The following is a 19,600-nucleotide window of genomic DNA, read 5'->3' as shown; positions in this document are numbered from 1 at the left end:
TACTAAAAGTTAACATTTTGTAAACTTTGGCATTTAACCCGCACTTATGTACTCAGAATCTTCGGCGATCGCTCCTATCTACAGCCTGATTGTCGCGACGACATTTTTGGCTGTTATGCTTGGGATAATCTTTAAAGATATGTTAGAATATCAGGTTGCTTTGTGGACGGCAAATCCCGACGCCAAATCCCAAATTAATTACAAAACAGGTAACATTGTTTTGGCTTACAGTTTGACGAGTTTATTTGTTTTGTTCTCGGTGGCGCTGAGTTTAACGGTATTTGTTCAAATTTTTTGGTTGGCTTCGGCGATCGCGGTTGCGGTTGTTGTTCCCACCGCTTTTCTAATGTGGTTTCAACTCGGTTCGATGTTACAATTGTGGTCGGATAAAGGAATAGAAGCCATTGATTTAGACTTTTTCGCCGTCAATCAAGCTTCAGAAAAATCCACAGAATCCTGATCGACTTTTCCAAACTAAGACTTGACAAAATTCGCATAACTTGAGACAATAATAGATTGTGTCTAATCCCTGCTCGGATCAGGTTGAGACATTAACAAATGTTGGCACGGTGTACTTCGGTTGATCGAATTTAAGCGACCCGATCGCGTCGGTCGGGTTATTTAAAGTCGAGTTGACACCGAAACCCCGCCAGCTACCTGTACGGCCAAATTTAATCATAATCTCATGAGTTACGCGATTATTGAAACGGGCGGTAAGCAAGTACGAGTCGAACCCGGTCGGTTTTACGATATAGAATTGCTTCCGGTTGAAGCTGACGAAAAAGTGACCATCGATAAAGTTCTGTTGGTCAAGCACGAAGACGATATTCACGTCGGTCAACCTTGGGTCGAAGGTGCGACAGTAGAAGGTACGGTTTTACGTCATTTTCGGGGACGCAAGGTGATCGTTTACAAGATGCGCCCCAAGAAGAAAACCCGGAAAAAACGGGGACACCGCCAGGAGATCACCCGTTTGATGATCAATTCCATCGCCCTCAACGGTTCTGTCATTGCAGAAAGCAGCGATGTTCAAAAGGAGACTCCCGTACTCGTTTCTGAGTCCCCCTCCGAAGCCGGCGCCGGTGAATCTGAGTAAAATCAAAGGGCGAGACTGGGGTTAATTGCCTCAACCCTCGCCGTTAAAAGCACATAATAATAGTAAAGTCAACTGTTGCAGAGGAAATCATGGCTCATAAGAAAGGTACAGGAAGCACCCGTAACGGTCGCGACTCAAACGCCCAACGGTTGGGAGTCAAACGTTATGGCGGTCAAGTTGTTCGTGCGGGTAATATCTTAGTTCGCCAACGGGGTTGTAAATATCATCCCGGTAACAATGTTGGTATCGGTGGAGATGATACCCTATTTGCCAAAATTGATGGCATTGTTACCTTTGAACGCAAAGGAAAAAGCCGCAAGAAAATTAGTGTCTATCCCGTCCCCGAAACTGAACCCGTAGCAGCAACAGCTAGCGCTTCCTAGTCTAGCTGTCAAAAAGTTGAACCACTGGGGACTTATCCCCGGTGGTTTTTAATCTGTAAACCCTCTACAAAAATTAAACAATTACTTTCGACCGCCCACTTTTTCTTTAACCGGCTTAACTTTTGCATCCCGAGTCCGAACAATAGAAGACCGGGGTTTTCGGATCTCTCGCCAATCTTCCATCAGCCGAACCAACGCAGGAACAACCGTTGGCGTCAATACCGTTGACAAGGCCAATCCCCCCGTCAAAGCAATCCCCAGACCTTGATACAACTCCGCCCCTTTACCGGGAAAAACGGCAAGCGGTAACATCCCCAATACACTCGTACCCGCAGACATAAAAATCGGTCGTAGGCGATCGCTAACCGCCAAATAAAGGGCATCATCCCAAGTTAAAGACTGTTCTTGGCGCAATTGTAAGGTGCGGTCTAACAAAAGAATAGCATTGTTCACCACAACCCCCGTTAAAATCACAAACCCCAACCCCGTCATCATGTCCAGAGGAACGTTAACACCGGGAATGGCGTTGGCAATCACCAAACTCAACACCGCCCCGGCAATCCCCATCGGTACGGTGATCATAATAATCACAGGATATCGGAAAGAACGATACAGGGCAACCAACAACAAATAAGTAATCACCAGAGACAGAACAAAACTTGACCCCAGTTGAAACAGAGTGTCCGAAAGAATATCAGCCGAACCCGCCAACTCCACTCGAAAACCGGGCGGTAGCGTTTCCCGCAGGGGAATCAAAACCTGTTCTTGGGCCAATTGAATGGTTTCAGCGAGAGAAGCCGTTTGTTCCAAGCCCACTGTGAGGGTAATGGAACGTTCCAAGTCCACATGGTTGATCGCATCCGGCCCCGGTCGTTTCCACCACCTCAGCCACATCTGTCAGTTGAACCTGACGGCCATCTCCTGCATAAATAGCCAATTGACGCAAATCTTCGGGCGTATCAACAAAAGTATCTTTGAGTTCGACCGTTACATCGAGTTCGCGCTTCCCATCGACAAATTTAGAAGCCCGCAACCCGCCCAAAGCCGCTTCAACAACCCGTCCTAATTCCGCTTCCGATAAACCCACCTCGGCTAACCGTTCTCGGTTCGGAATCACTTGCAGTTCCGGCGCCCCATTCACGAAGTCAGGACGAACGTTCTGAACTCCAGGTAATTGTCGTAACTGCCCCATTAAATCTTGGTGAATTTGATCCAATTGGTTCAAGTCTTGACCCACCAGTTGAATTTCAAATTCCTTTCCCGGAAAGCGGAAAATCGAAACCCGACGGGGAACGAGGAAGCGATACCCCGGATAATTGCCACTGACAGAACGAAGATTATCTACAAGCCCATTAAGATTTTTGCTGGTCGATTTCATCGGGTCGAGGAAAACCGCCATTAAACGTCGGCCCGGACGATGCACGTACAGAACCCGGATAACGTTCGGTTGTTCCCTGGCAAACAGTCGGGGTTCTTCTGAGAGTTCAATCGCTTCGGGAATGCTGGTTCCCGGAAAGGGTTCAGCCAGCCACAGAACTAAATTGCGATTTCCTTCCGGCAAATAATCGGCCGGCGGTAACAGCAAAACACTCACCACCAACATCACCAACGGAATCGCCACAACCGTTAATCGCCGACCCGTGTGACGTGACCCCATCGACCACCGTACCGTACCTAACAAAAACTGTTCTAATTTCCCCTGCCAGACTCGAAATAAAGCTGAACCCTGAAAAATAGAGCGTTCAATGCGCTCTTGGAAACTGTTGCGTTGCCGTCTAGATTTCCCATTGCCATTAGAGTCTACCGGATTATTACCCATTCCGGCTAACATTTGTTGGGCTTCGTGGCGGTTCAAGAACAAACCCGACAACATCGGTACCAACGTCAGCGCCGCAAACAGCGAGAACAACACCGAAGCAGAAAGACCAATTCCAATATCAAAAAATAACTGTCCCGCTTCTCCTTCGACCAAAATAATCGGCGCAAATACCGCAATAGTTGTTAGAGTAGAAGCCAGCATCGCCCCGCCCACTTCTTCAGTGCCCTCAATCGCCGCTTGTACCGGAGACTTACCCTGCTGCATATGGGTAAACAGGTTTTCTAACACCACAATGGCGTTATCTACGACCATCCCCACCGCAAACGCCAAACTCGCCAAACTGATCACGTTCAACGAACGACCCAACAGTTTGAATACAATAAAAACGGTAATTAATGTGGTCGGAATGGTAATCGCAATTACCGCCACCGTTCGCAGCGAACCCAAGAACAACAGCAACACCGCCGCCGCCAGAATTGCCCCCATGATTAAATTGCCCTGTACAAAGGCAATCGATTGATTGATATAATCGTTCTCGTCGTAGGGAATATCAAAGGTGATTCCTTCTCCTTCGCGGTCAAAGCGTTCTTCGAGTTCAGCCAAAGCCTCTCGAATTCCTTGAGAAATCGTCGGGACATTGGCGTTCGTCTGACGAATAATTCCCACCGCCACCGCAGGTTCATTATCGCGAATTAAAGCCCGATCTTGAATTTGCCGACCCATACGGGCTTCCGCCACATCCGACAGGTAAACCGTTCCGGCTTGATCCCGCCTTAACACTAGATTTTCTAACTGTTTAACGTCTGTCGCCCGACTCACCGTCCGAACTCGATATTCTCGCCGACCGACAACTAACGGCCCGCCCCGCACGTCTCTGTTATTGTTCCGCAAAGCCGCAACCACATCGGCAATCGTTAAATTTCGACTGGCTAAGGCTTTCGGGTCAACGATCACTTCCACTTCCCGGCCCCGCCCCCCAGATTCGAGGAACTGTCCAACCCCTTCGACTTGCCGAAACCGGGGAATAATCACATCGTCCATCAAGTCCCGATAGCGGTTGTCATCCCCAGTAAAGCCTTCTTTGGGCATCATCAGCACCCACATCATCGGGCTACTGCTACCACTAACCAATTCAACTTCGGACTCACCCGCCTCTGGGGGTAACGCTTCCACCTGTTGCAGTTTGTTCAAAACATCCAGCAACCGGGAGTTGATATCGCTTTCCCAGTTAAACTCCAAACTGATAGAACTGCGCCCCAAGGCGCTGGTACTGGTGATTTCCTGCACCCCCTGTACTTGTTCCATCATCTCCTCAATGGGGCGGGTAATCACTTCTTCGACTTCCGTCGGGCTGGCACCCAAGTAAGGCGTTGTAATGGTAATTTCGGGGCGATCGCCTCCCGGTTGCAGTTCTAGCGGTAAACTTAACAGGGCTAATGTTCCGAATAGTGCCAAAATACAAAACAGAACAAAGGTTCCATGTCGCCAACGAACAGCCGTTTTTATCAGGTTCATAGCAATTAAGAATTAGGGTTTTGTTAACAGTGGAATTAAACGCAAAAACAAAAAAAAAGTAATTGGGTTTTTGATTTTTTCACTCGCATTCAGATTGGGAGTTGGGATTTATTGCAGTTGTCAGAACGCTTAAAGCAAAAACAGAACTTTATTCTTTCTGTTCTTTATTCCCTTTTCTCCGTTCTTTGTTATAAATAATTGAGGGTTGTTATGGGAGTTTAGAACTCGCAACTGATGATTACAAAATATAGGATCTTAGTTAATTGCTCTAGAAAACTTGATGACAAGAGAAATAGAAAACAATCATCAAGCGTTTCAAAATTGAGCCGAACCCATAAAATTTGTCTGCTCAGGTGATTTTACTAACAACTAATAACTGGTGACTGGTGACTGGTGACTGGTGACTGAAATGACACTGCCATTTTGTAGCCCATCTCCGCCTTTGAGAACAATGGTTTGGTTGGCTTGCAACTGTTCGTTTGCGATCGCCATTTCTTCTCCAAGGTCAGCCAAAACTTCCACCGTTACCGATTGAACTTTATTGTCAGCTACGGTAAACAGCAACCATTCATTCCCCCGACGCACTAAAGCATCACGGGGAACCACAAAACTATCGGAATTGCCCGTCATTTCTACAGGAACCTCCAAGTCAGCTTGAATTGCCATTCCCGGTAACAGTCCGACGGGAGGATTCTCCAAACTCACTCTCACCAGTTGCCGGCGGGAAGTGGTATCGGTCGCCGGAACGACAGCATCAATTCGGGAAGTTTGCGTCCATCCTTCTAAAGCCCGAGCGGTTAAATTTACGGGCAGTCCCACGCTTACCGCACCGCTAAGGGATTCTGGCACTTCCAAGAAAATATCGACCTGTTCCTCGCTGACTAAAGTCAGAATGGGATCGCTCCTCTCGACATAATCACTCCCATTCACCGCACGCGATCGCACGACACCCGCACTGGGAGACTTGATTTCAGTCCGTTGCAGGTTAACTCTAGCTTGATTAACTGCGGCTTCTGCGGCTTTGACTAGACTTTGTTGGGCGGCGATTTCTTCCGGTCTTGGCCCGGCTTGAGCTTCGGCCAGTTCCGCTTCAACCCGCAGTTTTTCCTCGATGGCTGCATCCAAAGCGGCTTGGGCTGCGGCAATATTGCGCTGATTTTCCGTTTCTACGGTTGCCAGCACCGCTTCAGCTTCCAAACGCTCCCCAACTGCCGTGTCAATATTGGCTTGGGCGGAAATTAAATCCTGTTGGGTTTCATTTTCCATCGCCGTTAAAGCGGCAGAAGCCGCCAACCGTTCGGCGACGGCGCGATCGACTGCTGACTGGGCTTCGACTAAAATACGCTGAGACTGTACCCCGCTTTCGACCAAGCTAGAAATGCGTTCTAAGTTATCTTGGGCTTCTTGTTCTCTAGCAACTGCCGACTGTAACTCAGCCTGTCGTTGAGCGATGCGTTTGGGGGCGAGTTCTTGAGTGGGGATTAAATTACTCCGGGCTTCCTGTTCCCGAGCGATCGCCGCCTGTAGTTCCGCCTGTCGTTGGGCGACTAATTTGGGGGCGAGTTCCTGGGTGCGTCTGAGGTAATCTCTGGCCTCCTGTTCCCGAGTCTGAGCCGATCTCAGTTGAGCCTGTCGTTGGCTGAGAATCTCCGAACGGGTTCCGGCTTGCAGTTCGGCCAATCGACTGAGTTCGCCGGCTAGACGGGCTTCGGCTTCGCGGAGTGCAAGCTGTTGATCGGTATTATCCAAAATGGCGACGGTTGTACCGGGGGTAATGCGATCGCCGACTTTAACCAGAACTTCTTGGACTGTCCCATCGACTTGAGAACGAATGGTCGCCTGTTCGCTGGCTTCTACTTGACCGATCAGTTGGAGTTTCTCAACTGGGGTTCCGGTTTGCAGGCGAGTTACTGTTACCGGACGGGGCGGAGGGGTTTGGGCGTTGGATAGGGCCGGTTGAGATTCTGAACTTTTAATCAGATTCCAGACGGTTAAGCCGCTACCAAATACCATGACTAAAAAAAATAGACCCAACCAACGCCGAGGATTGGCAGGGGTAGAGCTTTCCTCAACAGATTGCAGATCGGGAATGCTTTCGAGGTCTTGGGCTGAGAAATACTCCGGCTTCGACTGATTCAGAAGTTGTGAATCAGTGGAGACAGGCGGGGTTTGACTCATGATCGCTTTCTTCCTCCGGTAGATAGGGCAGATAGGGGAAACAGCTTATCTTGTTTACTTTCTCGTTTCCATCTGAAGTCACGATGAAATTTTTATTAAAATATTCTAAGAAATTTTTCGGATTTTTGAGATATAGCATCACCCAACCTCAATTTCAGGCCGGATATCATCGGGTCGGCGGTCTTTAGGTTGAGGGGACAGGTTTGAGTGAGTGTTAACGGTTCGATCTTTTTGGCCAAAGTTAATCATCGTGTTGCTTACCGTTGTCTGATCGCCGAACTGGAGGTTGCATAAAGCTTCGGTAAAGGCAACCATTTGTGTTGAAAAATCGTTCAAGAATTGTCCGGCTGTACCTTGGAGAAATGTCATCAAATTACAACATAATCCCGGAGAAAATTTGCCAAACTCCCTTGATCATTTTGGAAAAATGTTATAGATTTAACAGTATGAAGATTAAAACTGCTCTAAAGTTAATAGATTCTAGGAAAAAAAGAAAATTATCCAATCTGTGATTTTTTTTGAACCTTCCAGAGCAATCAAGAGCATAACTTCACTCCAAAAGTTTATCGTTATCCTGATAAACTTAAAATCCCCCTTCACTAACTTCATGTTCGGATATTTCATTGTTTTTCATCGACTTCGCCCATGTAAAGACCACCCAAGATCGCTAACATCTTGAAAAAACAATCACTCTAGTGAACAGATGCTATTTGCACTCAAGCCTCTAGCGAATAACATCAGACCCAGTAAAATTCATTCTTTGTTGAGTTCTTTGTAAAACCAAAGATTCAAATGTGGCTCAAGTTCCCGAAGAGCTACCCTATTATCGTCAGTTTGTATTTCATCTATAGAAGGAAAAATTAACCCATGAAAAGCACTGCAAAAGACTACCGACATATCCAATTCTGTGACGATCGCACCCAAGTTGATATCGAACAGCTACAAACCTTATTTAAACTCGCTGCATTTTGGGCGCGTGAACGATGCACAGAAGATCTAGAAATTGCAGTCGCCAATAGTAATCCCATTGTCACCGCTTGGGATGGAGAACAAATGATTGGTTTTGCGCGAGCAACCTCAGATGGTATTTATCGGGCGACCATTTGGGATGTTGTCATTCACCCGGACTATCAAGGCGGTGGACTCGGACGAAAACTCGTGCAAACCCTTATCAGCCATCCGTTAATGTGTCGGGTTGAACGAGTTTATTTAATGACCACCTATCAACAAAAATTTTACGAACGGATTGGTTTTGAGTACAACGAAAGTACCACAATGGTACTGTACAATCAACCGTTAGAAAGCTTACCCCGAACCGAAGAAATACCAGTCGAACAAACAGCAAACGCCGTTAGTGTGGGCGGATAAGTTGCTCTCAATCTAAATCGTATTTGGGTTGAAAAAATCAAACTAAAGGAAGTGAGCATTGAGTGCGAGTAAAATTATAATCTTCGCCCTCAGTGGGAATAGCAACCACCTCTAACGATCCATTCATCAATGCGATCAGAGTTTGATTCATTAACAACCGCATTCCCGGCGATAATTGATGAGCTTCAGTCAGAGAAACCTCAGTCAAAGCCGTTTCCAAAGGCGACTTTTCAAAAGTAGACTGAAGTAAATCCCAAGACTCGCTCCAACCGCTGACCGGACGTTGATCGTCAACCCAAATATAAACCAATTTAGACTCAAGAACCACATCGCAAGAAACGATCACACTCCCTTCTTCCATGTTGGCGATCGCCGTATCAACCAAACCGATCAAAACTTGTCGAAGTCGGGGTTTATCCGCCAAAACTCGAACTTGAGAATCAGGCTTTTGAAACTTCAGACGAATACTGTGGTTAGCCGCTTGTAAATGAGTTAACTTCTCAACCTCCTCAAAAACCTCAGCCAAAGACAGAGGTTGAATATTCATCTTTTCGGTGCCATGATCGGTTTTGGCGACTTTGATAATCTCATCGAGACGTTCAACCAACTTCAAAGCCGAAGTATAAGCCTGTTGGATAAACTCTTTTTCTTCCTCGGGACTCTCGCACAAATCCGACAAAATTAACTGAAGCGTGCCAATAATACTATTAATCGGCGATCGCAACTCGTGAGAAGTCCGAGCCAGAAACCCCCCCTTAAACTGACTCATCTCCAAAGCCATCCGATAAGCCAATTGAGTATGCTTCAACTCATGCGAAATTCGATATAACTGTTCTGAAGGTATAGTTGCTTCCTCGGGTTGGGCGTTGAATTTGGACGGTTTTCCCGCCTTCTTGGGCAAAATTTCCTTGACTCCCCAACCCAAGCCTAGCCCAACTCCCAAATACAGAAATTCACTCCAACCCATGAGCTTAGTATCTTTTTGTAAGTTTTATTGAAATTTTAACTTGACTGCCCCCTGCCGTAAGACTTTCCAAGTTCCATTCCCATTCCACTTTATCACCGTTGAGGGAACAGAATCCGCAACGGGCATAACTTGCAATTCGCCCGGATCTAAAGTCAACACCAGGGGAAACTGAGCGTTAATTTCAGCCACAGTCAACAAAGGCGGCATACCCGATAAATTAGCGCTCGTCGTGGCTAACGGTCCAGTTCGTTGGAGAATAGAACGGGCAATATCCGCATTGGGGACCCGTAAACCAATTGTAGTCGGATCGCTCGGGTTCATCGCTCGGGGAACTTTTTCACTCGCCGGTAAAACCAGGGTTAGCGCTCCCGGCCAATACTGACGGGCCATTTGACTCCAGACTTCCAACTCCTCAACCGTCCCCTCCACAAACGGCCAAAGGGACTCGGCATTAGCGCCCATGAGAATTAAAGGTTTATCGGGCGTTCGCTGTTTGAGTTGAAAAATTAATTCGGCTTGTTGGGGTCTAACCGCCAACGCCGGGACGGTATCGGTGGGAAAACTCACCACCCGATCTCCCGAAATTGCCGCTTCAACCAGAGTATCCAAAGTAACTTGTGTCATAAAAAGGCAAGGGGGAAGGGGCAAGGAGCAAGGGGCAAGGGGGAAGGGAAAAGGCAATTCTTTCCTCCTGAACTCCTGAACTGCTGAACTTCTGAACTTCTGACTTCATTCACTCCCGTTTAGCCAGGACAAATCGTTCAATTCCGGCCAAGTCAGCAATTCGCTCAATCTCAGTGTAACAGCCTTCATTGTTGAGCATCTCAACCACTTGTTCCCCCTGTCCGGCCATCATTTCCACCAGCCAAACCCCTCCAGAATGCAAGTAAACAGGCGCAGTTTTGACTAAATGTTGAATGCAGCCCAAACCCGACTCTCCCCCGTCTAGGGCTAAATGAGGTTCGTGTAGTGCCACCTCCGGTTGTAAGGTCGAAAGCATTCCGGTGGGAATATAAGGCGGGTTGGACACCATTCCGCTCACCCGACCTCGCAAATGTTCTAACGGTTCCCACCAAGACCCGTGATAAAATTGAATGCGATCGCCAAAACCCAAATTTTGAGCATTTTCTTGGGCGATCGCCATTGCTTCTCGACTACAATCAACGGCGTGAATGGAAGCCTCTGTTAACACTTCCGCCAGTCCCAGGGCAATCGCACCGCTCCCGGTTCCCAGGTCTACCCAGTGTCCTTGTTGGAGAGGGCGCGATCCAGTTTCCGATTGAGATTGTCGTCGAATCGAGGCGACAACCAAATCAACAATCAGTTCCGTCTCCGGTCTGGGAATGAGAACCCCCGGAGAAACTTTCAGCCCAAAATGACGCCAACAAGCCACCCCAGTCAGATATTGCAGGGGAACCCGTTGTTTGAGACGTCGTTCCCACAACTGCAAAAATTCCGGCCACCGAAGGCGTAAATTAACCTGGGGTTGGTCTTTAAACGAGCCTAAGCGGAGAGAGAGGCGATCTAAACCCGCCCATTCTTCGAGCAACCAATCGACCTCGGCGGGGGAAATATCAGCCCGAGTTGCTTCGGCTTTCGCCTGTTGTGACCATTCCCAGAGTTGTTGACCGGAGATAGCAGAATTGTCTGTCATATCTGACTGATCTGAGGCTGCAAACACTATCGACCCGAACCGGAAGACTGGCGTTGTTGTTGAATGTATTCTACGGTTTCCCGAGGCGGAATCAAAATCACCAACTCTAAAAATTGGTCATTATCGGTACGAAACGCATCCAGCAAAACTTCTAAGGGGACGACCTCAATTTTCACCGAAGAAATTAAATCCGGTTGTTGAGCTTTGAACTGGTCGAGCATTCCCTGTAGGTCTTCTTTGGTAAAAAAGAACGGAATCGCCTGTTTATCGCCCTGCTGTACCGTGATCACGCGATCGTCGGCTCCGGCTCTTGCCAAAAATAAGGGGACTCCTCGAAACTGATTAATATCTTGACCATTGGCTTCTAAAACAGCTTTTGCAGAGTTTAACTGTTGTTGAGTCGGGACAAATGAAAACATCAACCGTTCGGGGTTGTTTTGATTTGAAAAGCCAATTTCATAGATTTTTCCTAAAGGAACCGGTGTCACTTGAACCGAAGACGCCAATTGAGGATTTTGGGTTTTCAACTCGTTAATAAAATTCTGGGCATCCTGACGGCTAATATAAACTTCAACAACCGAAGCAGTCCCTCCTTGAGTTTCTGCGGTTCCAACTAAGGGAGATCCGTCTGAGTCGGTAATGGTAAATACAGGGACTGCACCCAATTTTTGTACAATTTCGTCCGGGGTTAGTGCGAGTGCGGGTTGAATTCCGATGGGTAAAAAACCAGGTAAGCGGGGGGGTAAGCCAGGGTTAATGAGTAAGTGACTACCGAGGATTCCCAACACCAAACTTAAACGAGCCAGTAATTTCATCATTTTTCCCTGTTTGTATTTTGAAAGAACATTAAATCAAGAGTTAGACTTATTGTTAGATTTCAGTGTGAAACTCGGCGTTTTATGTTACCGACTCTTTATGTTTTCGGTATTTTCTCGGCCTCCTAAACACTGTTTTAATTACTCACAATTGGAAGAATTTATTTTCTATCAATTGCTACCCCGGCTGTATTTTTGCCGATTTTATGACGGCAATTAGAGTCTTTGAATTTGAGCGAATATGGGCGCGCCGATCTCCCCGGTTTTTCCCTAGATATGCCAACACTTTAGTTCCCAAAAGATCCAAGTGAAAACCTTCTCTATTTTGGGCGATGGCATTTGCACCCAATTGATAGTAGAAGGTTAAAGCCTATTGGAAAAGCATGGCGTTTGTAATCAAAACGACAGACTGCTTCATAGACGACTCTACCCCCGGTTTTTCTCCCAAAAACGACGTTGAATTTTTTGTTATGGACTATTTAACCATAGTTTTTACTCATCCTACCATAATCCCCTCTAAGCGGTTGAGTAGACGAGCAACTCGGGGGGTTCAGAGGGGGTCGGCGGGTCGAGTCTAATCCAACCGTTTTAATATCGGTCGGAGTTTAAGCCTCTTTCCAGATTAATTTTAAAAATCGGGATGACAGGATTTGAACCTGCGACATCCTGCTCCCAAAGCAGGCGCGCTACCAAGCTGCGCTACATCCCGGACAATGCACTTTTAATGCACGCCTCTCTAGTTTACACCAAGTCAGTTAAAAATGGCAAAATTTTTCAGGGTAACAGGCAAATTACAGTCACCAGTTATCAGTCACCAGTCACCAGTCACTGGTGACTGTAAACCCTGTCCCTCAGTCGGGATACCAGAACATTCCCTTAATCCCTTCGGGGTCGGGGATAAAGCCCAAATTTCGATAAAAATCCACAACATGGGGGTCAGCAAACAGAGTAATATTGCTGATATCGTCGCTACGGAGCTTTTTAATAATAAACTTCATCAGAGCTTTACCCAAACCCTTATTCTGGAAATCGGGGTGAACCACCACATCCCAGAGGGTCGCATTAAAAGCATGGTCAGAAGTCGCTCTAGCAAATCCAATCAGCCGGCGTTGCTTGCCTTGGAGTTGCCACATCGAAACCACCAAATAGCTATGTTGGATAGCCTTTTTGACCTTTCGTAAGGGGCGACGAGACCAACCCACCGCACTGCAAAGTTCTTCTAGCTCATAGAGATCTATATCACGATCTGTACTAAAAAAAATGCGACCATTACTATTAGTCGATGTGCGAACTGCCTGGGGTGCATCATTGCCCTCCCCGCTATTGTGAACCTCGTAGTCTGCTGTCGAGGAACTCGAAGTGGAATCAGAACCGCTAAACAAGTTTTTCCAGAAACCCATGCAGGTGTGGTTAAGGTAGTAGACGTTGAATGACCGTACTAGATAGTATATCTCCCGTACCTTCTCCTCAATTATGGCTTTGGGCTTAAAATCATCAACACTAGAACTGCTTAAACGCTTCAATCGAGCGTTTCCCCAGTTTTATGAGCAATTTGTCAGTAGTGAGATTCAACTGCAAAATCTCAAGCTCGCCTATCAAATTTACAAAACTAAACAAGCGGTGATTGAGATTAAACCCGAGGGAAGTAGGAGTGCCTTACACTTTGCCTACCGCAATCAGTCTTTTCTTCTGAGCGATATTTTCGGTGTATTGGCAGCCTACGGTTTAACAATCCATAATCTCAGTCTATATGGACAAATTTACCCCCCCATGTTGGTCTTTATCAAGTTAGTCGTTTCCCGAGGCGGGAAAGCACTCACCGATAAGACCGCCGATAATGTCTGTCGAGCAATTCGAGAAGCTCTGGCCGGACATTTTGAAGTTGAGGAGATGCTCGCTGTAGAATTTAATTTGGATGCAGGTCTCGAAGATGTCGCCACCGAATTTTACGTTGATCCGGTGTTTCACCTTCCGGCTTTGTTAATTGAAGCCGATAACCAACCTGGTTTATTTTACAAGGTCATGTATGCGATTTGGCAAGAAGATTTGTTAGTCGTCAACGCTAACCTGTTGGTCTGGCGGGGTCGAACTCGTCTAATTCTCTACCTGCTTGGCCCCAACGAAAGTTTAATTCCCGACTACCTCGGCCAAAAAATCGCCGAAGGTATGCGTCAACGACTTATGGGAGAACGATTTTAACAGTCATCAGTCACCAGTCACCAGTCACCAGTCACCAGTGAAAGCAGTGGTCAGTGACCAGTTTTTACAGCTTACAGTCATCATTATTTTGCCTATTGCCTATTGCCTCTTAACTGGTGACTGAGTGAGCGACAGCGAACGTGTGACTGGTGAGGCAGTGCTGACTTGGCGGAATAGTCGCGAAGCAACGGACGTTCCCGAAGGGTGACTGGTGACTGATATGACTGGTTTGGGGTAGGATTAAGGTATGAAAACTATCGAGATTCAGGGTGTCAAACATACTTACGAGTTGACCCCTTTGACCCCCCAACGAGGTTCTGTAATTGTTTTTATTCACGGCTGGTTGTTGAGCCGTCGCTATTGGCTACCCCTCATCGAACAGTTACAATCTCACTACCAATGTCTGTCTTATGACTTACGGGGATTTGGCGATTCTCAACTCTCTGGTGAGTCTGTTAACGCAGGTTTAGGCTATTCTCCGGCTTCCTACGCCTCCGATTTGGCTTTGCTATTAAAACATCTCAATATTGAGCAAGCGTGGCTTGTAGGGCATTCTCTCGGGGGTACGATAGCATTATTAGCCGCTGACCAACTTCCCCAACAAGTAAAAGGGGTTATCTGTGTTAACGCAGGAGGCGGAATTTACCTCAAGGAAGAATTTGAGAAATTTCGCTCGGCTGGAAAACAAATCGTTAAGTTTCGTCCTCGCTGGTTAACGACTGTTCCCTTACTGGATGTTCTGTTCTCTCGAACTCAAGTGGCTCGTCCAATAGCCCGAAAATGGGGACGGCAACGAGTAATTGATTTTGTTGTTGCTAATCCAGAAGCGGCTTTGGGTGCCTTATTGGATTCTACAACAGAGACGGAAGTTCATCGCCTCCCCCAAATTGTTGCTCGCCTCAAACAACCCGTTTATTTTATCGCCGGTATCGAAGATCAAGTTATGATGCCCCAATATGTACGATATCTAGCGAGTTTTCACTGGATGTTTAAACAGGGAGACGGTAACGTAATCGAGATTCCCAACTGCGGACATCTGGCAATGCTGGAACAGACGTTAGCGATCGCCTCTCATATTTTAACTCTTATTCGGCAGAATAGTTAATACCGAATAGCTCTCAGGTGTCGGGTGTCAGGTGTCGCTCTCTGGGGCGGGTTCGGTAAAAATCTATCTATCTCACAAACAAGTTCTATAAACCCGCACCAGAGTCGGAAGTCTATCACCAGATGATCTGTTTGCTGATAACTAGCATACAACACAATTGCTGAGGAGTTGAGTACAGTTAACAGTTAAGACCTCAACTGATGTTAACACTATGGTATTTTTTCTCAATGATGGAGGATTTGGCGTCATCAACTTTGGGGGAATTAATCCGCCTTCTCGGGAAACTGTCCTCAACAGTATTGTTGTTCCTCCCATTGTAGCCAACGTTCCTTTTGCTGGAGAAGAAGTATTTTTTGAGCCGGAAGAAAACGGTTTAACACTTCGTCCGATTATACCTGCAACGGGTAATCCTGAAGCGATTGGAATTTCAGATTTTGAACCTTTTGAAATTAATCCGGTTACGGGAGAAATCATTTCAACGGGTGAGGTAACTTTTAGTACGTTTCCCCTGTTTCAATATGGAGGAAACAACAATAATAACTTCAATTCTATTAATCTAAACAACTCCGACAATATTTTAAACGCCTATCAAAGTCACGATGTTTTATTGGGAACTCCCGAAAACGATAGTTTAAATGGTGGCGGAGGAAATGATTATTTAAGCGGGGCTTTGGGAAATGATACCCTCAACGGAGATAGTGAAAATGATACTTTATTTGGCGGTCAAGGGAATGATTTGTTGAATGGAGGTGCGGGAAACGATATTTTAAGCGGAGATAGAGGTCAAGATATTCTCACTGGGGGTTTAAATTCTGATATTTTTATTCTCTCTAATTCTTCGGCTACGTCTGATTTTACTCAGGCTGATATTATTACCGATTTTCAAGTCGGAGAAGACAACATCGGTTTAACTGATGGATTAACTGCGATGAATCTTAACTTAATTCCCTTTAATTTATTTGGCAGTCCCGGCACTCTCATTGTTAACAATAACTCAAATACAGCGTTGGGTTTTGTCAGCAATATTCCCGCCAATACCCTTTGGAATCATTTCATTTCCGTGTAAATTTTAGGCAAAAGGCAAAAGTCGGGAGTCGGTGTAGGGGCGCGCCTCCGAATTGATATCATGTCCGACTAATTAATAATCCTAAACGTAGGGGCGGGTTCTGCATTGATGTTGACGACTACTCCGAGATTGATATAAACCCGCCCCGCCCAATAACACACATTAATCAACCGGATATCATATGATTTATAATTTCCCACAGACAACCGATATAAACCCGCCCCGGAGTCGGGAAGACCAGGAGTGTTGAATTATGAATTATGAATTTTCCCTATTCCCCATTCCCTATTCCCCATTCCCTATTCCCTGTTCCCTGTTCCCTGTTCCCTGTTCCCTCTATTCACTGGTGACTGGTGACTGGTGACTGGTGACTGTAAAGCTGCATGACCTCCTCGATTTTGAGCCGTGAAGCCGCTCCTAACGTTAAAGATGAGGAATGACCCCGATTGAGATGATCGCAGGCTGCACAGGCAATCATGGCGGCGTTATCGGTACAAAATTTTAGGGGGGGAAACAAGACTTGGATGTTGTGCGGACTGGCGGCTTCTTGGAGATGTTGGCGTAAACCGCTATTAGCCGCAACGCCTCCACCAACAGCTATGGTTTTGAGTCCGTAGTCTAACGCGCAGGCGATCGCCCGTTTGGTTAAACTATTAACAACGGTTTGCTGAAAACTGGCGGCAATATCGTTAACGGGCAATTCTGGACTCGGTTCGAGTTTTTGCACCAGACGCAACACAGCAGTTTTTAGACCGCTAAAACTGGAGTCGTAGGGATGATAACCGCCTTCTGCCAGAGAGATTTTACCTTCTGGAAGTGGAAACGCCTGGGAATTTCCGTCTTTTGCCAGTTTATCAATAATCGGGCCGCCCGGATAACCTAAATTTAGCAATCTGGCGACTTTATCAAAAGCTTCCCCTGCGGCGTCGTCTCGGGTTTGGCCGAGAGTTTCGTATTTTCCGCAGTCTAACACGCGAATCAGACTGGTATGACCTCCCGAGACTAACAGACACAAAAAAGGCGGTTGTAAGTCCGTTTGGGTTAAATAGGTGGCATAAATGTGACCTTCGAGGTGATGAACGCCCAAAAACGGTTTTTGGTGTACAATTGCCAGGGTTTTGGCCGCGGTAATCCCTATTAACAACGCACCCACCAACCCCGGGGCGCAGGTGGCGGCGATGCCATCAATATCTGTCCAGGTAAGGTGTGCTTGGTCTAAAGCTTGGTCAATGAGAATATTAATCGCTTCGAGGTGTTGGCGGGAAGCAATTTCCGGGACAACACCGCCATAGGGTTGATGAACGGCAATTTGAGACGCGACAACATTGCTGCAAACTTTACGATTTTTTACAATTGCCACGCCGGTTTCGTCACAACTTGTTTCAATTGCTAAAACTGTCGCCATTGACTGATAAATTCTTTAGGAAACGATCGAAGCTTCCTCGGGTGGCATCGTTCCCCTAACTCTAAGAACCAGAGTAACGGACCTTGCGCTTGAGTAGCTTTATCATTTAGGGTACACCCTAACTTTAGGGATGTCCTTAATTCCAACCTCTGAAAAAAGAAACCCCCGCACAACCTACAACTTGGGTCAACGGGAGTGGATCACGAGGATGTCTTGTCCTTGCTCGGAAGAATTCAGATGGTTTCTTAACGAGCCTTCTGAAACAATTGTACATAAAACTTATTGTTCTGTAACAAAAGGAAACATTTCTATGCGACGATTGTTGGCTATAGTCTTGGCTTTTGGTCTGTGGATCAGTGTTGTTCCCAGTGCATCGGCGTACAACTTAACCCCTTGCTCGGAATCAGCAGCATTTCAGCAACGGGCGAAAATTTCCGTCGCAAACAGTCCCAGCCCGGATCTGGCTAAAGCACGGTTTGAGCGCTATTCTCAAGCGCTATGTGGAGAAGATGGTCTGCCTCACTTGATCGTAGATGGTAGCCTGGCCCATGCGGGTGAATTTTTAATTCCCAGTATTTTATTCCTGTATATTGCCGGATGGATTGGTTGGGTTGGTCGGGCTTATTTACAATACGCTAAAACCACAAAAGATGCGAGCGAAAAAGAGATTATTATCGACGTTCCCAAAGCGGTTAGCCTCATGTTGAGTGGTTTTATTTGGCCTTTAGCGGCACTCAAAGAAGCCACCTCGGGCGAAATGTTTGCCAAAGATACTGAAATTACGGTTTCACCCCGCTAGTTGGGCTTGATCCGCTCAACTTTTGTTGTGTTTGCATCGCTTGAAAAAGGAGATAATCCGATGAAAAATTTTCTGACCTATCTTTCTACTGCACCCGTATTAGCAGCCGTGTGGTTTGTGATTACTGCCGGAATTTTGATTGAATTCAATCGTTTCTTCCCGGACCTTCTGTTTCACCCGTTATAAACAATAATCGGGTTTAGGAACAATTGGGGGGACTGTGAAGGCAAAAGATATGAGAATCAATTCTCAATGGAGAAGATAAATCTTGTTGATCCCGTCCCGGGGATACACCCGAATTTCTCAAGCCTCACCGTTTGTCCCCCCGATCGCTATTCGCTCCGTGTTGTTTGAGTGTTATTATCAGTTCTAGCTAACTGTCCCCACTGTCGTCTTTGGCTCTATGAGACCTTATCTTGTTGCTGCAATTCAAATGACAAGTTTGCCCAAGCTGGAAAAAAATCTGGCCGAGGCAGAGGAGTTAATCGATTTGGCTGTGCGTCGTGGGGCGGAGCTAGTCTGTTTACCGGAAAATTTTTCATTTATGGGCGAGGAACCCGAAAAATTGGCTCAAGCGCCCGAAATTGCCGAACAGACGGAAAAATTTCTCAAAACCACAGCCCAACGCTTTCAGGTGACGTTACTGGCCGGAGGATTTCCCGTCCCGACCGAAAGCGGCAAAGTTTATAATACCGCCTTGCTGATCGATCCGAGCGGAAATGAATTGGCTCGGTATCAGAAAGTTCATTTGTTTGATGTGAATCTGCCCGACGGAAATACCTATCAAGAATCTTTTACCGTGATGGCGGGTCAACAGCTACCGTCAGTTTATCACTCGGAAGATTTGGGAAATTTGGGCTTATCGGTGTGCTATGATGTAAGGTTTCCCGAACTCTACCGCCATTTATCCCGCCAAGGCGCCCAAGTTTTATTTGTTCCGGCCGCTTTTACCGCCTACACCGGAAAAGACCACTGGGAAGTATTGCTCAAAGCCAGAGCCATCGAAAACACCTGTTATGTCGTCGCACCCGCCCAAACGGGAAATCACTACGGCCGGCGCTACACTCACGGCCACGCGATGATTATCGACCCCTGGGGCGTGATTTTAGATGATGCCGGAGATAAACCGGGATTCGCGATCGCCGAAATTCAACCGACTCGCCTCGAACAAGTGCGGGTACAAATGCCCAGTCTAAAGCATCGAGTCTTTTAAATAAGATTTTAGATCGGA

Annotated in this window: 20 protein-coding genes and 1 tRNA gene; 10 read left to right on the top strand and 11 right to left on the bottom strand. The window is 46.6% G+C overall.

Features of this window, described 5'->3' with window-relative positions; genetic code table 11:
- Positions 1-46: 46 nt before the first annotated feature.
- From ACL6C3_RS07645 to rpmA, 3 genes are all read left to right on the top strand, one after another.
- On the top strand, positions 47-460 hold the full coding sequence (locus ACL6C3_RS07645; RefSeq protein ID WP_413166572.1) for a hypothetical protein: 414 nt from the start codon (positions 47-49) through the stop codon (positions 458-460).
- Positions 461-685: 225 nt separating this feature from the next.
- Entirely contained in the window at positions 686-1,096 is a 411-nt protein-coding gene (gene rplU / locus ACL6C3_RS07640; RefSeq protein ID WP_413166571.1) for a 50S ribosomal protein L21, read from the top strand.
- Positions 1,097-1,185: 89 nt separating this feature from the next.
- Positions 1,186-1,479, top strand: a complete 294-nt coding sequence (rpmA, locus tag ACL6C3_RS07635) for a 50S ribosomal protein L27 (RefSeq protein ID WP_413166570.1) — start codon at positions 1,186-1,188, stop codon at positions 1,477-1,479.
- 81 nt (positions 1,480-1,560) lie between these two features.
- Here the strand turns inward: rpmA and ACL6C3_RS07630 are convergent, their stop codons facing one another.
- The 4 genes from ACL6C3_RS07630 to ACL6C3_RS07615 all read right to left on the bottom strand — a co-directional run bounded on the left by ACL6C3_RS07630 (position 1,561) and on the right by ACL6C3_RS07615 (position 7,360).
- A complete protein-coding gene (locus ACL6C3_RS07630) occupies positions 1,561-2,373 on the bottom strand; it encodes an efflux RND transporter permease subunit (RefSeq protein WP_413166569.1) in 813 nt (270 codons plus the stop codon).
- Positions 2,264-4,813 carry an efflux RND transporter permease subunit gene (locus ACL6C3_RS07625; RefSeq protein WP_413166568.1) on the bottom strand — a complete coding sequence of 850 codons (2,550 nt, stop codon included), beginning with the start codon at positions 4,811-4,813 and terminating at the stop codon, positions 2,264-2,266. The genes ACL6C3_RS07630 and ACL6C3_RS07625 overlap by 110 nt, the downstream gene beginning before the upstream one ends.
- Before the next feature lie 369 nt (positions 4,814-5,182).
- Entirely contained in the window at positions 5,183-6,991 is a 1,809-nt protein-coding gene (locus tag ACL6C3_RS07620; RefSeq protein ID WP_413166567.1) for an efflux RND transporter periplasmic adaptor subunit, read from the bottom strand.
- 138 nt (positions 6,992-7,129) lie between these two features.
- Complete coding sequence (locus ACL6C3_RS07615) at positions 7,130-7,360, bottom strand: hypothetical protein (RefSeq protein ID WP_413166566.1); 231 nt, start codon at positions 7,358-7,360, stop codon at positions 7,130-7,132.
- A 498-nt stretch (positions 7,361-7,858) separates the two neighbouring features.
- Here ACL6C3_RS07615 and ACL6C3_RS07610 point away from each other — a divergent pair, with 498 nt between their 5' ends.
- Entirely contained in the window at positions 7,859-8,359 is a 501-nt protein-coding gene (locus tag ACL6C3_RS07610; RefSeq protein WP_413166565.1) for a GNAT family N-acetyltransferase, read from the top strand.
- Between the two features lie 37 nt (positions 8,360-8,396).
- Here ACL6C3_RS07610 and ACL6C3_RS07605 read toward each other — a convergent pair whose 3' ends face one another.
- The 6 genes from ACL6C3_RS07605 to ACL6C3_RS07580 all read right to left on the bottom strand — a co-directional run bounded on the left by ACL6C3_RS07605 (position 8,397) and on the right by ACL6C3_RS07580 (position 13,195).
- Complete coding sequence (locus ACL6C3_RS07605) at positions 8,397-9,326, bottom strand: sensor histidine kinase (RefSeq protein ID WP_413166564.1); 930 nt, start codon at positions 9,324-9,326, stop codon at positions 8,397-8,399.
- Positions 9,327-9,350: 24 nt separating this feature from the next.
- Entirely contained in the window at positions 9,351-9,950 is a 600-nt protein-coding gene (locus tag ACL6C3_RS07600; protein WP_413166563.1) for an L-threonylcarbamoyladenylate synthase, read from the bottom strand.
- A 109-nt stretch (positions 9,951-10,059) separates the two neighbouring features.
- Positions 10,060-10,980 carry a peptide chain release factor N(5)-glutamine methyltransferase gene (prmC, locus tag ACL6C3_RS07595; protein WP_413166562.1) on the bottom strand — a complete coding sequence of 307 codons (921 nt, stop codon included), beginning with the start codon at positions 10,978-10,980 and terminating at the stop codon, positions 10,060-10,062.
- Between the two features lie 26 nt (positions 10,981-11,006).
- On the bottom strand, positions 11,007-11,798 hold the full coding sequence (locus ACL6C3_RS07590; protein ID WP_413166561.1) for a Tic22 family protein: 792 nt from the start codon (positions 11,796-11,798) through the stop codon (positions 11,007-11,009).
- Between the two features lie 632 nt (positions 11,799-12,430).
- A tRNA-Pro gene (locus ACL6C3_RS07585) sits at positions 12,431-12,504 on the bottom strand.
- Positions 12,505-12,646: 142 nt separating this feature from the next.
- Positions 12,647-13,195, bottom strand: a complete 549-nt coding sequence (locus tag ACL6C3_RS07580; RefSeq protein ID WP_413166560.1) for a GNAT family N-acetyltransferase — start codon at positions 13,193-13,195, stop codon at positions 12,647-12,649.
- Positions 13,196-13,268: 73 nt separating this feature from the next.
- Here ACL6C3_RS07580 and ACL6C3_RS07575 point away from each other — a divergent pair, with 73 nt between their 5' ends.
- The 3 genes from ACL6C3_RS07575 to ACL6C3_RS07565 all read left to right on the top strand — a co-directional run bounded on the left by ACL6C3_RS07575 (position 13,269) and on the right by ACL6C3_RS07565 (position 16,165).
- A complete protein-coding gene (locus ACL6C3_RS07575) occupies positions 13,269-13,994 on the top strand; it encodes a hypothetical protein (RefSeq protein WP_413166559.1) in 726 nt (241 codons plus the stop codon).
- Between the two features lie 247 nt (positions 13,995-14,241).
- On the top strand, positions 14,242-15,099 hold the full coding sequence (locus ACL6C3_RS07570; protein WP_413166558.1) for an alpha/beta fold hydrolase: 858 nt from the start codon (positions 14,242-14,244) through the stop codon (positions 15,097-15,099).
- Between the two features lie 211 nt (positions 15,100-15,310).
- Positions 15,311-16,165: a calcium-binding protein gene (locus ACL6C3_RS07565; RefSeq protein WP_413166557.1), complete on the top strand. Its 855-nt coding sequence runs from the start codon at positions 15,311-15,313 to the stop codon at positions 16,163-16,165.
- Between the two features lie 340 nt (positions 16,166-16,505).
- Here the strand turns inward: ACL6C3_RS07565 and tsaD are convergent, their stop codons facing one another.
- Positions 16,506-17,570 (bottom strand): tRNA (adenosine(37)-N6)-threonylcarbamoyltransferase complex transferase subunit TsaD, encoded by a 1,065-nt coding sequence (tsaD, locus tag ACL6C3_RS07560; RefSeq protein WP_413166556.1) that lies wholly within the window; start codon positions 17,568-17,570, stop codon positions 16,506-16,508.
- Positions 17,571-17,880: 310 nt separating this feature from the next.
- Between tsaD and ACL6C3_RS07555 the strand changes: the two genes are divergently transcribed.
- The 3 genes from ACL6C3_RS07555 (at position 17,881) to ACL6C3_RS07545 (ending at position 19,582) form a co-directional block, all read left to right on the top strand.
- The gene (locus ACL6C3_RS07555) at positions 17,881-18,369 is read left to right on the top strand and encodes a Photosystem I reaction center subunit III (protein ID WP_413166555.1); all 489 of its coding nucleotides are present in this window, start codon (positions 17,881-17,883) and stop codon (positions 18,367-18,369) included.
- Positions 18,370-18,429: 60 nt separating this feature from the next.
- The gene (gene psaJ / locus ACL6C3_RS07550) at positions 18,430-18,555 is read left to right on the top strand and encodes a photosystem I reaction center subunit IX (RefSeq protein WP_413166554.1); all 126 of its coding nucleotides are present in this window, start codon (positions 18,430-18,432) and stop codon (positions 18,553-18,555) included.
- 217 nt (positions 18,556-18,772) lie between these two features.
- Entirely contained in the window at positions 18,773-19,582 is an 810-nt protein-coding gene (locus ACL6C3_RS07545) for a carbon-nitrogen hydrolase family protein (RefSeq protein WP_413166553.1), read from the top strand.
- Positions 19,583-19,600 lie beyond the last annotated feature (18 nt).

The sequence above is a fragment of the Capilliphycus salinus ALCB114379 genome, assembly GCF_047276495.1.
Taxonomy (GTDB): domain Bacteria; phylum Cyanobacteriota; class Cyanobacteriia; order Cyanobacteriales; family Microcoleaceae; genus Capilliphycus; species Capilliphycus salinus.
Note: the sequence above shows the minus strand (reverse complement) of the source record. Positions and strands in the feature narration are given on the sequence as shown.